Below are 12,095 nucleotides of genomic sequence, written 5' to 3'. Positions count from 1 at the left end.
GGCGCGGTGAGCAGAAGCTCCCAACACGTGCCCGGTGGGGCCCCGGCGTCGCGGGGGCATCGCGACGCCGGGACCGGTGCCCGATCCGGCCAGGCGCGGTTGGCCGGTCGGGAAGTCGGATGTGGCTTCGAGCCATGGGGAATCGCCCCGCTAGTTGATCTTGTTCTGGACGCGGGTCGCCGGTGTGAGCGTGCCGGGCGTCAGTCGGGCGAGGAGGGCGGCAGGCCCTCTTCTGTGCCCATACCCACGAAATCGCTGGTCAGCGCTCCCACGATCGGCTGAACCGGGCCGGCCGAGGCGCGGGTGCCCAGAACGGCCAGCAGGTCGCGGCCGCCGTTGCCGGAGTCGTGCGAGGCGGTGATGACGCACCCGGAATCGCCCGGTGCGCTGGGAACCGGCGCCGGCGGGGCGTTGTCCGCGCGCACCGGGCCCGCGACGTCGTGCGATCGGGACGGCTCCGGCTTGGGTGACACGGCCGGGGCGGGGTGGACGGTGCGGTGCACCGGCGCGGCGGCGGGCGGTTCCGCGGACACCGGCCGCGGTGCTGCGGCGGCCGGAGCGACTGCGGGTTCGACGCGGGCCGGCACCATCGCCGTGGTCGTCCTCGTGACGGGCTCGTCCCCGGCGGCTGCGGGGGCTTTCGGACTGATCGTCTGGACGGTGGTGTCCACGATCGTGGTAACCGGCTTCGTCGCGTTGTCAGCCGTTTCGGTGACGACGTTGGTGACGGTTCCGACGGTGGTGCCGGCTGTGGCGGTCACGGTGGTGAGTGTCGTGTCGACCGTCTTGGTGACGGCGCCGACGAGACCGGTCACCGTGCCGAGGAGACCCGGTTGGTGGTGCACCGCGGCGGTGTCCGGTTCGGACGGCGCTTCGTCGGCCGCGGCGGAGGGCGCGCCGAGAACGGCGCCGAGCAGCCATCCGGCGACCAGGAAACCGCCCGCGAACAGGAGCTTGAGTTCGATCGGCAGCGGCCGCGGGGCGTGGCGCGCGCGGGTCGCGTGCCGCATCACCACCACCACCGTCCACGAACGACTAGCCACAGTTTGTTTTGGTCTCCTCACCAGGCGCGTGGAATCGCGCCTGATTCCCGTACCGGTGGCGAGTGTTTCACCTCGAAAGCGATCGATCCAGCCCCGTACGGCGGAACCCTGGTTCCGCCTTCCGTGTGCTTGTTCGGGAATTGCTCACGCACTGTGTGCGTACATCTACTCAAATTCTCGCCTACCAGCGGTTTTCGGGAGCTGCGCGGCGGTCGGGCGCATCTGACTCGCGACTGGTGATCGCGAGGAGTTCCATGACCGATTTCGAGCTGATCGATCTGCTGGGCCGCGCATGGCGAGGTGACCAGGGGGCGTGGTGTGCGCTGGTGCGCGGGCTGTCGACGGTGATCCTGCGCGTGGCGCGGGCGCACCGGCTCGGCGACGCCGACGCGTCGGACGTCTGCCAGAACACGTGGGTGTCGCTGACGCAGCTGCGGGAGCTCCGTGACCCGTCCCGGCTACCCGGCTGGCTGGCGACTACGGCCCGGCGTCAGGCGCTGCGCGTGCTCGACGCCCGGCGGCAGGAGTTCCCGGCTGAGTTGCCGACGCTGGAGGGGCGACCTCCGGCGTTTCCCGGTGATCGCGAGCACGTGGACGAGACCGCGGGGGCGGTGCTGAGCGCCGAACGGAGTGCCCTGTTGCGCTGCGGCGTGGCCGGGCTGCCGGCCCCGCAGAGGCGCCTGGTGGAACTCCTGCTGGAGGATCCGCCCAGGACGCACGCGGAGATCGCCGCGGAGCTGGGTGTCGCGGTCGGGAGTGTGGGGCCGCTGAGGCGCCGCGCGCTCGACCGCCTCCGCCGGTACCTGGAGGCCCACGGCTACGACCACGCATGATCCTCCGGCTGGACCGGTGCCCGCTCGGCTGATCGGGTGACGCCCGACCGTGGCGCGGCGGATCCGCCCACCTGGGTCCGGCTGCCTGGCGAAAGAGGCCGCGTCGTCCAGCCCGGCCCCGGCGGTGGTTCGGCGGGGTGTGCGTGGTGGGTGTTGTCGCGAACCCACCACGCCGGCCGTCGCTCAGGCCCGGGGTCCTACCTGGTTCGCCGCTGCGCGTGGTGACGCTGTCAAGTCCCGGCCGCGCGGCTGCCGTCGTTCGTCGGGTCGGGGCCGGCTGTGGTCGCTGCCGTGCGTGGTGGGCTGTTTCGCTCGTGCCGCAGGGCTGCTGTGGTTCTTCGGGCCGGTTCGATCGCGCTCGCTGTCGTGCGCGTGCGGTGTGGTGTCGAGCCCCGGCGGCGCGGCGGCTGCCGTTTTTCGTCGGGTCGGGGCCGGCTGTGGTCGCTGCCGTGCGTGGTGGGCTGTTTCGCTCGTGCCGCAGGGCTGCTGCGGTTCTCGGGCCGGTTGCATCGCGGTCGCTGTCGCGCGTGCCGAGCGCGTCGAGCACCGGCCGCGCGGCGACGGCCGTCGTTCGTCGGGCGGGGCCGGCTGCGGTCGCGGCCGTGCGCGAGGGCGCTGCCGAGCACCCACCCCGCCCGGCAGCCCACAGCCTCGAACCGCGGGCGGCAGCACCATGCTGTCCCGATCAGCAGCGCCCGCGCCGCGCCTGCCCGTAGCGCGATTCCAGCCGACTTCAGGCCGCTCAGGTCAGCTTGTGCAGCCGTTCGATGGCCTCGTCCAGGACCTCGTCCCGCTTGCAGAACGCGAACCGCAGCACGTGCTGCCATTCCGCCGGGTGGTCGGTGAACACGCTGACCGGCACTGCCGCCACGCCGACCCGCTCCGGGAGTTGCCACGCGAGCTCGGCCGCGTCCGTGAAGCCCAGCGGACGCACGTCGGCGCACACGAAGTACGTCCCGAGGCTCGGACGGACCGTGAAGCCGGCCGCGGCGAGCCCCGCGGCGAGCCGGTCCCGCTTGGCGGTCAGCGACGTCCGCAGCGACTCGACCCACGGCAGCTCGTGGTCCAGCGCGTGCGCCACCGCCGGCTGCAACGGCCCGCCCGACACGAACGTCATGAACTGCTTCGCCGCGCGCACCGCCGCCACCAGCTCCGGGCTGCTGCACACCCAGCCGATCTTCCAGCCGGTGCAGTTGAACGTCTTGCCCGCGCTGGAGATCGACACCGTCCGGTCGCGCATCCCGGGGAACGCTGCCAGCGGCACGTGCTCGGCGTCGTCGAAGACCAGGTGCTCGTACACCTCGTCGGTCACCGCGATGAGGTCGCGCTCGCGGCACAACTCCGCGACCGCCGACAGCTCGTCGCGCGTGAACACGGTTCCGGTCGGGTTGTGCGGCGAGTTGATCAGGATCGCCCGCGTCGCCGGGGTGACCGCGGCCCGCAACGCCTCCAGGTCGAGCGCGAACCGCCCGTCGGCGCCCTCGACGAGCGACACCACCCGCCGGGTCGCGCCGGCCATCGCGACGGCCGCCGCGTACGAGTCGTAGTACGGCTCGATCACGACGACCTCGTCGCCGGGCTCGGTCAGCGCGAGCAGCGCGGCCGAAATGGCTTCGGTGGCGCCGGCGGTGACGAGAATCTCGCTGTCCGGGTCGTAGGACAGCCCGTAGCGCGCCCGGTGCCGCGCGATCGCGGCCCGCAGCTCCGGCCGTCCGGGGCCCGGCGGGTACTGGTTCGCGCCGCCGAACAGGGCGTTCTTCGCGGCTTCGAGCATTCCGGACGGACCGTCGGTGTCCGGGAACCCCTGCCCGAGGTTGACCGCTCCGGTGCGGACGGCGAGCGCGGTCATCTCCGCGAAGATGGTCGAGGTGAACGGCCGCAGCCGGGGGACGAGAGCTGGTTCGCGCATAATCGCCGATCCTCACGGACAATGGCCCTGTGGAGCAACCGACCCCTGCTGACAGCAGCCTTCCCCCGGTCCCGGACCAGGAGGGCAAGCGGCGGGCGCTGCGCCGGATGAAGCTGGTGGCGCTCGCGTTCCTGCTCGGCGCCACCGTGATCTTCCTGCTCACCACGTGGGCGCAGTCCGCGGGCTGGAGCGGCTGGGTCGGATACGTGCGCGCCGCTGCCGAGGCCGGCATGGTCGGCGCGCTGGCCGACTGGTTCGCCGTCACCGCGCTGTTCCGGCGGCCGCTGGGCCTGCCGATCCCGCACACCGCGATCATCCCGAACAAGAAGAACATGATCGGGACCAGCCTCGGCGAGTTCGTCGGCACGAACTTCCTGTCCGAACACGTGGTCCGCGACAAGCTGCAGCGCGTCGAGGTCTCCCGGCGGTTCGGGGAGTGGCTCGCCAAGCCGGAGAACGCCGAGCGGGTCACGTCCGAGATGGCGACCGTCGTGCGCGGCGTGGTCACGGTGCTCAAGGACGAGGACGTGCAGGCCGTCATGGAGCAGGCGGTCGTGCGCCGCGTCGTCGGGCAGCAGTGGGGGCCGCCGCTGGGCAAGCTGCTGCAGCAGGTCTTCGCCGACGGCGCCCACTACAAGCTCGTGGATCTGATGTGCGATCGGGCCTACGAGTGGGTGCGGGACAACCACGCGACCGTCCTGCGGGTGGTCTCCGACCGCGCGCCGAGCTGGTCGCCGAAGTTCGTCGACACGATGCTGGCCGACAAGGTCTACGGCGAGGTGCTGTCCTTCGCGTGGGCGGTCAAGACCGATGTCAACCACCCGATGCGCCTGGCCCTCGACAAGTTCCTCGTCGAGTTCGCCCAGGACCTGCAGAACGACCCGGAGACCATGGCCCGGGCCGAGCAGGTCAAGCAGCAGATCCTCGACCACCCCGACGTGCAGAAGCTGATCGGCTCGGCGTGGAGCACCGCGAAGGGCATGCTGCTCAACGCGGCCGAGGACCCCTCCAGCGAGCTGCGCCGCCGGGTCCGCGAGGGGCTGCGGAACCTGGGCGAGCGACTGGTGTCGGACGAGGGTCTGGGCGGCAAGGTCGACGGCTGGGTCCAGGGCGCCGCGGCGTACGTCGTGCGCAACTACTCGACCGAGATCACCACGATCATCACCGACACGGTCGAGCGCTGGGACGCCGAGGAGACCTCGCGCAAGGTCGAGTTGCAGGTCGGCCGCGACCTCCAGTTCATCCGGATCAACGGCACCGTCGTCGGTGCCCTCGCCGGCCTGGTGATCTACACCGTGGCCCAGCTGCTCTTCTGACCTGCCCGTTTCCCAGTTGTCCACAGGTGGCCGAGTTGTCCACAGGTGTGCTGTGGGTAACTCAACCGGGTGGTCAGCTCTGCCGCTGCCGCCAGCTGCGCGCCTTCTCCCGGTTCCCGCACACCTGCATCGAGCACCAGGTGCGTGACCGGTTGCGGGATTCGTCGTAGAACGCCCACCGGCAGTCGTCCGCCGGGCAGATCTTGACGCGTGGCCACTGGCCGAGCACCACCAGCCGCGCCGCCGCCGACATCACCGCCGCCACGGCCTCCCGCGCCACCAGTTTCGGACCACCGGCATCCAGTTCGATCTCCACCGGAACCGTCAGCGGGGCCGCGTCCAGCGTGTCGCCGACAGCCGCGCGCAACGCCGCGCGGGCGGACCGCGCCAGCGAGACCGGGCCCGCTTCCAGCCCGCGCTGGCGGGTCCAATCGCGCCAGCCGGCCGCGTGTGTGAGCACATCCGTGTCGTCCTCCACGTCGAGGGTATTGAGGAAATCCACCACCAGGGACACGTCCGCCGAGCTCACGTCACCAGTGTAAGCCGGACGGTGGTTGCGCAGGTCCTGTGTAACTCGCATACTCCTTTCACTGGTTATCCACGTCACTGGGAGGAACTGTCATGAGTGCGGTACCGAGGCTGGGTGCGATCGTTCTGGACTGCCCCGATCCCGCGGAGCTGGCCGGGTTCTACGCGCGCCTGCTGGATCTGCCGGAGCCGAAGGTGGACGACGACGGCGACTGGGCCGACCTGAACGGCCCGGGGGGTGTGCGCGTCTCCTTCCAGCGGGCAGAGTCCTACCGGCCGCCGGAATGGCCGGGACAGGACGTCCCGCAGCAGCTCCATCTCGATCTGGACGTCACCGATCTCGAAGCGGCCCATGAGCGTGCGCTGTCGCTGGGCGCGAAACTGCTCGACGACGCTCCCCGGACCTTCCGGGTCTATGCCGACCCCGCAGGGCACCCGTTCTGTCTCTGTGCCTGCTGACCCCCTCTCGGAATAAGCCTCCCGCGGGCGGTGTTGTACGGACTGGTCGATCCGGTCCGTGTCCCCCGGGCCTCACCTCATCGCCGTCACGGAACACCAGTCCGGCTGGAGCCGTGTCGCGCCTTCCGCCGAGAGGCGACCGCCGGATCGGCCCGCATGAGCCCCCAGTGCCAGACACCCCCACTCGCACTGGGGGCTCTTGCTATACATCGGGTGTATAGACGGCAACTATACACGGTGTGTATAGTGATCGCCATGGGGATCGGACACGCACTTCTCGGCCTGCTGGAAGCAGGCCCGCGGCACGGCTACGAGCTCAAACGCGCCTACGACGAGCGCTTCGGGCACGACCGGCCGCTTCACTACGGGCAGGTGTACGCGACGCTCGCGCGGCTGCTCCGCAACGGGCTGGTCACCGAGACCGGCGTCGAGCCGGGCGGCGGGCCCGAGCGCAAGAGTTACGCGATCACCGACGCCGGGGTCACCGACGTCGAGCAGTGGCTCTTGACGCCCGAAAAGCCCGAGGTGTACCTGCAGAACACGCTGTACACCAAGATCGTGCTCGCGCTGCTGTCCGGCCGGGACGCGGCGAGCGTGCTCGACACGCAACGGTCCGCGCACCTGGAGGTCATGCGCGAGCTGACCCGGCGCAAGTCCGGTGGCGACCTGGCGGACGCGCTGATCTGCGACCACGCCCTGTTCCACCTGGAGGCGGACCTGCGCTGGCTCGAGCTCACCGCGGCCCGCCTCGACGAGCTCGCCCGGCAGGTGGCGGAATGAGCCTGCTCAGCGCCACCGGTCTGCGCAAGTCCTTCGGGCCCACCGAGGCGTTGCGGGGCGCCGACCTCACCATCGAGGCGGGCGAGATCGTCGCCGTGATGGGGCCGTCGGGGTCCGGCAAATCCACGCTGCTGCACTGCCTCGCCGGCATCGTGCCGCCCGACCAGGGCCGCGTCGCCTACCGCGAACGGGATCTGGCGACGATGTCCGACGCCGACCGGTCTTCCTTGCGCCGCACCGAGTTCGGATTCGTCTTCCAGTTCGGGCAGCTCGTCCCCGAGCTGTCCTGTCTGGAGAACGTCGCGTTGCCGTTGCGGCTGGGCGGGATGAAACGCAAGCCGGCCGAGGGGCTGGCGCGTCAGGCGCTCGACCAGTTCGGCCTCGGTGACCTGGCCGGCAAGCGGCCCGGGGAGGTGTCCGGCGGCCAGGGGCAACGGGTGGCCGTCGCCAAGGCGCTCGTCACCACACCGAAGGTCGTGTTCGCCGACGAACCGACGGGCGCGCTGGACTCGCTCAACGGCGAGCACGTCATGCGCCTGCTGGTCACCGCGGCCAAGGACCTGGACACCGCGGTTGTGCTGGTCACGCACGACATGCGGGTGGCGGCGTACTCGGACCGCGAGGTGGTGGTCCGTGACGGCCGGACCCCGGCGCAGGTGGTCGCCCCGTGAGCTGGTTCAACGACTTCGCCCTGGGCTTCCGGCTGGCGGTCGGGAGCGGCCGCGCCTTCCGGGCGAACCTGCCGCGCCTGGTGCTGAGCACGATCGGCATCGGGTTGTCGGTCGCGATGCTGCTGCTGCTCGCGAGCACCGTCACCGCGCTGGGCGACCGGAGCGGGCGGTTGGCCGGCCGCGAGCCGGTGACCACGGCCGGGCCCGCGTCACTGTACCTGACCAGCCAGATCGACGAGGTGGGCGAGCGCCAGCTGACCACCACGTCACTGGAGGTCACCGGTCCCGGGGCGCCACTTCCGCCAGGGCTGGCCGCGATCCCGCGGCCGGGCGAAGTGGTCGTGTCCCCGGCCCTCGCCGAGTCGATGAAGACGGATCCACTGTTGCAGGCCCGATTCCCGCAGAGGCCGGCCGGCACCATCGCGCCTGCCGGACTTGCCGGGCCGGACGAGTTGTTCGCCTACGTCGGCACCACCGGGTTGGCGGCATCGCAGTGGGGGTCCGCGGTCACCGGTTTCGACGCGGGCGGGGTCCAGGACAGCTCGTCGCCGCAGCTGATCTTCCTGTTGGTCGTCGCCGTCGTCGTGCTGCTGGTGCCGATGCTGGTCCTGCTGAGCACGGCGAGCCGGATCGGTGGCGCGGAACGGGAACGCCGGCTGTCCACCCTGCGCCTCGCGGGAGCACGGCGTGGCCAGGTGCACCGCGTTGCGGCAGGGGAATCCCTGGCCGGAGCGCTGGCCGGGGGAGTGCTGGGCCTGGGGATCTACCTGGCGGTGCGTCCTCTGGCGGCGGGGCTGGAGTTCGAGGGGATCACCGTCTTCCGCCCGGACTTCGTGCCGGGCTGGCCACTGGGGGTGGTGGTGGCCCTGCTCGTCCCGGTGCTCGCCGTCGGGCCTGCCTGGTTCGGGCTCCGGCGGCTCGTGGTCGAGCCGCTCGCCGTGTTGCGCAACGCGAAGCCGGCCCGGCGGCGGCTGTGGTGGCGGCTGGTCCTGCTCGCGGTCGGCATCGTGCTGCTGGTGCCGGACAAGCTGCTGGGCGTGTCACCGCGGCCCGCCGAGACCCTGCCGTTCCTGCTGCTCGGCTCGACTTTCCTGTTGATCGGCGTGCCCGCGGTGATGCCGTGGATCACCGAGCTGGCGGTGCGGCGGGTCCGCGGAGGAAGCCCGGCGTGGCAGCTCGCCGTCCGGCGGCTCCAGCTCGACAGCGGCACACCCAGCCGCGTCATGGCCGGAGTGGTCGTCGTGCTGGCCGGGGTCGTCACCCTGCAGATCGTGGTCGGTTCCGCCACCGCGAACGCGAACCGCCCACGAACGTCGGGTGGCGTGGTGAACCTCCAGGTCGAACCGTCTGCCGAGGCGGAGGCCCTGCGCCGCATCGACGCGACGCCGGGAGTGCTGGGCAGCTATCGGATCCAGCGGCTCGAGACGATCGATGGTGCGGGGCGGCCGGCGGACTTGCTGGTGGCGCCCTGCGAAGTGCTGGCCCGCTACTACGGAGCGACCACGTGTGCGGACGGCGATGCGTTCGTGGTGAACGGTTCCGGGGTGCGGCAGGGTGCGGAGATGCCCGTCATCGGCGCCCGGTTCGTGGTCCCGGCCGGCAGCGCCCCAGTGCCGCCCAGTAAGGCCATCGCCACCTACCGCACCGTCGTGGCGGTCACCCCGGCGGTGGCCAAGGCCCAGCACCTGCCGGACACCGGATGGATGCTCCTGTCCTTCGTCGAACCCGGTGACACCGGCGTACTGGAGCGGGTGCGCGCGGCGCTCGGTCCGCTCGGATGGCGGGCGTCGGTACAGGGCGAAGGCGAGTACCTCGGCGGCGACGGCGAGGACTTCCTGGCGGCGGTGACCGGGCTGCTCTACGCCGGAGGTCTGCTGGGACTGGGCATCGCCGCGGTGAGCCTCCTGGTGCTGCTGGCCGGGCAGCTGAGCGAACGGCGGCGCTCGTTCGCGATGATGCACGCGTCCGGTGTCCCGCTCGCCGTGTTGGGGCGGTCGTTGCTCTGGCAGAACGCCGTTCCGCTCGTGTTCGGGGTCGCCGTCGCGGTCGGGGTCGCGATCGGTACCGGCGGCCTCATCGTGCGGCTGCTGGGTGCCGACATCCCATTGCGGGTCGATCCAACGTTCATCGGTGTCGTCGTCACGGTCGCGGTCGTGCTGGTGTTCGCGATCACCGGGGCGGCCTTGCCGGCACTACGTTCGGTGACGCGAGTGGAGGCGTTGCGTATGGAGTAGCGGTGTGTCGGCGTCCGGGCACATGGAGCCGAGGCGCTCCGGGCGGGTCCGATCATGCGTATGGTGACGTATGTGATTTGTCCGAAGTGTCAGAACATGATGCGGACCGTCAACAAGAACGGCGTCCACATCGAGCAGTGCGAGGGCTGCCGGGGCATCTTCCTGGACCGCGGCGAGCTGGAGCAGATCGTGGGCGCGGAAAGCGCCTACTACGGCGGCCCCGCCGCCGCTCCTCCGCCGTACCACGGGGCTGGGCACACGGCGCCGCACCGGGACTCGCCGCGGCCGTACGGCGGGCACGGCTACAGCGACTCACCGCGCCCGTACCGCGGTGGGCACGGGTACGGCGACTCGCCGAGGCCCTACCAAGGCGGCGGGTACTACTCGGATTCGCCGCGTCCCTACGGTCACCGGGGGCACCGCAAGCGGAGCTTCCTCGAGCAGCTGTTCGACTGACGCGGTGCCGGAAGCGATGCTCGATCCCCGCATCTGCCCCCGATGCGGGGACCTGGCCGAAACTCCGTCCGTCGCGGGCAACGAACGGTTGTGCCAGCGGTGCGGCCACCGCTGGCCCTTCCGCCGCCTCCCGCTGTTCGCGCTGACCGGTCCCAGTGGGGCGGGCAAGTCGACCGTCGGGCCCGCCCTGGTCGATCGGCTCGGCGGGCGCGTGACGGTCCTCGAGCAGGACGTCCTGTGGGTCGCCGGGCTGCGCGACGACGTGGACGGGCACCCCATGTTCCGCCGCACCTGGCTGCGGATGGCCGCGATGGTGCACCAGAACGGCCGTCCGGTCGTCCTGTGCGGGACGGTGGTGCCGCCCGAGTTCGAGAACCTGCCCGAGCGTTCCCTGTTCAGCGACATCCACTACCTGGCACTGGTCGCCGACCCGGACGCGCTTGCCGAACGTCTGCGCGGCCGTCCCGCCTGGCGCGGCTGGGACGAATGCCGCATCGCCGAGATGCTCGAGTTCAACGTGTGGCTGCGGAAGAACGCGGAAACCCTCGACCCGCCGGTCGCGCTCTTCGACACCACCACGGCTCCGCTGTCGGCGACGATCGGCCACGCCGCGGGGTGGATCGAAACACGCCTGCCTCAGGCGAGCGGCCAGCGGTGATCGCTGTCCGGGTCGTCGAGCCAGATCTCCTGGCGTTGGGGTGTCACGCTCACGCCGAACCGCTCCCGGCCGGGTTCCCCCAGGGCGAGCCACTGCTCGTGGGCGCGTTCGGCCAGGTCCCACAGCCGGCGCGGGCCGCCCTGGGCGACCAGCAGTCCGCCCGCGAGGGTCGACACCCGGGCCCATGAGCCGTCCTCGTGCACGAGGAAGGTGTCGGCGCCGCGGAACACCGGCACCACCCGCGGAAGTGCCAGCCCGGCGAAGAACTCGAACCGGCTCGACGGATACAGCACGACGTCGGGGGAGAGGTTCGTCAGCCGCGCCGGCCCGGACACTGTCGGCAGCAACGCCGGATCGGCCACGCGGTGTGCGCGCAGAGGCATGAACCGGCCGTCCCGTGTGAGCACCCGTCCACGGGCCTCCCCGCCGGGCATCACGATCAACCGCACCAGACCGGCGCCGATCGGGCGGTTGAGCGTCGTCACCACGATGCCGCCGGGAACCGTCTGCTCGAGCCACGCGTCCGGGACCGACGAGACCGAACACGTGCACAGCACGCGGTCGTAGGGTGCCTTGTCGGGAAAGCCGTCCGCGCCGTCGCACACGCCGGCCGTCGGGTGGTAGCCGCACAGCGACAGCCGTTCCCGCGCGAGCCGGACCAGCTCACCGTCGATGTCCACTGTAGACACAAGCGACGAGCCGAGCCGCTCGCACAGCAGGGCGGCGTTGTAACCCGTGCCGGTGCCGATCTCGAGCACGCGGTGCCCGTTGCGCACGGACAGTTCCTCGAGCATCGCGGCCATGATCCCCGGCATGCTCGACGAACAGGTCGGGCTGCCGCGCACCGGACCGTGCCGGCGTGCCCGCTGCCAGGCCCCCGGGTCGCCGTCGAGCTGGGTGACCAGCACCTCGTCGGCGTAGACGTGGTCGAGCCAGTGCGAGTCGGTCCGGTCGACTGCGGCCCACCCGCCCGCCTGGGATAGGAAGTAGCGGGGCACGAACGCATGCCGCGGCACCCGCCGGAACGCGTCGAGCCACGCCGGATCGGTGAGCACGCCGTCCCGGCGCAGCGACTCGGCCAGCCGGTGCCGCAGGCGTGCGGTGCTGTGCACACCCACACCGTAACGGGTGACTCAAGTAACACCCGATGGTTGCAAGCAGAGTGCTTGCAATAGCTAGCACCACGGCGTAGCGTTGGTTTTGTCGCG

At 71.3% G+C, this 12,095-nt stretch carries 12 protein-coding genes; 8 read left to right on the top strand and 4 right to left on the bottom strand.

The window, feature by feature from the left end:
• Positions 1-200: 200 nt before the first annotated feature.
• Positions 201-1,043 (bottom strand): hypothetical protein, encoded by an 843-nt coding sequence (locus FB470_RS08950; RefSeq protein WP_306990335.1) that lies wholly within the window; start codon positions 1,041-1,043, stop codon positions 201-203.
• Between the two features lie 254 nt (positions 1,044-1,297).
• On the opposite strand from FB470_RS08950, the gene FB470_RS08945 reads away from it, so the two are divergent.
• Positions 1,298-1,876 (top strand): RNA polymerase sigma factor, encoded by a 579-nt coding sequence (locus FB470_RS08945; RefSeq protein WP_306990334.1) that lies wholly within the window; start codon positions 1,298-1,300, stop codon positions 1,874-1,876.
• A 742-nt stretch (positions 1,877-2,618) separates the two neighbouring features.
• Here the strand turns inward: FB470_RS08945 and FB470_RS08940 are convergent.
• Positions 2,619-3,785, bottom strand: coding sequence for a pyridoxal phosphate-dependent aminotransferase (locus FB470_RS08940; RefSeq protein WP_306990333.1), 1,167 nt, complete (start codon positions 3,783-3,785; stop codon positions 2,619-2,621).
• 29 nt (positions 3,786-3,814) lie between these two features.
• Between FB470_RS08940 and FB470_RS08935 the strand changes: the two genes are divergently transcribed.
• Positions 3,815-5,101, top strand: coding sequence for a DUF445 domain-containing protein (locus tag FB470_RS08935; RefSeq protein WP_306990332.1), 1,287 nt, complete (start codon positions 3,815-3,817; stop codon positions 5,099-5,101).
• Between the two features lie 73 nt (positions 5,102-5,174).
• On the opposite strand, the gene FB470_RS08930 is transcribed toward FB470_RS08935, so the two are convergent.
• The gene (locus FB470_RS08930) at positions 5,175-5,630 is read right to left on the bottom strand and encodes a CGNR zinc finger domain-containing protein (protein WP_306990331.1); all 456 of its coding nucleotides are present in this window, start codon (positions 5,628-5,630) and stop codon (positions 5,175-5,177) included.
• A gap of 92 nt (positions 5,631-5,722) precedes the next feature.
• Here FB470_RS08930 and FB470_RS08925 point away from each other — a divergent pair, with 92 nt between their 5' ends.
• From FB470_RS08925 to FB470_RS08900, 6 genes are all read left to right on the top strand, one after another.
• Positions 5,723-6,088: a VOC family protein gene (locus FB470_RS08925; protein ID WP_306990329.1), complete on the top strand. Its 366-nt coding sequence runs from the start codon at positions 5,723-5,725 to the stop codon at positions 6,086-6,088.
• Between the two features lie 255 nt (positions 6,089-6,343).
• Positions 6,344-6,868, top strand: a complete 525-nt coding sequence (locus tag FB470_RS08920) for a PadR family transcriptional regulator (RefSeq protein ID WP_306990328.1) — start codon at positions 6,344-6,346, stop codon at positions 6,866-6,868.
• Positions 6,865-7,539, top strand: coding sequence for an ABC transporter ATP-binding protein (locus FB470_RS08915; RefSeq protein WP_306990326.1), 675 nt, complete (start codon positions 6,865-6,867; stop codon positions 7,537-7,539). Before FB470_RS08920 ends, FB470_RS08915 begins: the two co-directional genes overlap by 4 nt.
• Positions 7,536-9,773 (top strand): FtsX-like permease family protein, encoded by a 2,238-nt coding sequence (locus FB470_RS08910; RefSeq protein ID WP_306990324.1) that lies wholly within the window; start codon positions 7,536-7,538, stop codon positions 9,771-9,773. The genes FB470_RS08915 and FB470_RS08910 overlap by 4 nt, the downstream gene beginning before the upstream one ends.
• 54 nt (positions 9,774-9,827) lie before the next feature.
• Complete coding sequence (locus FB470_RS08905) at positions 9,828-10,229, top strand: TFIIB-type zinc ribbon-containing protein (protein ID WP_306990323.1); 402 nt, start codon at positions 9,828-9,830, stop codon at positions 10,227-10,229.
• Between the two features lie 16 nt (positions 10,230-10,245).
• A complete protein-coding gene (locus FB470_RS08900; RefSeq protein WP_306999142.1) occupies positions 10,246-10,887 on the top strand; it encodes an AAA family ATPase in 642 nt (213 codons plus the stop codon).
• On the opposite strand, the gene tgmC is transcribed toward FB470_RS08900, so the two are convergent.
• Positions 10,866-11,999, bottom strand: coding sequence for an ATP-grasp peptide maturase system methyltransferase (tgmC, locus tag FB470_RS08895; RefSeq protein WP_306990322.1), 1,134 nt, complete (start codon positions 11,997-11,999; stop codon positions 10,866-10,868). The two genes, FB470_RS08900 and tgmC, sit on opposite strands and share 22 nt — an antisense overlap.
• Positions 12,000-12,095 lie beyond the last annotated feature (96 nt).

It is taken from the genome of Amycolatopsis thermophila (genome assembly GCF_030814215.1).
Lineage (GTDB): Bacteria > Actinomycetota > Actinomycetes > Mycobacteriales > Pseudonocardiaceae > Amycolatopsis_E > Amycolatopsis_E thermophila.
This window is presented reverse-complemented; position numbering and strand designations above follow the sequence as displayed.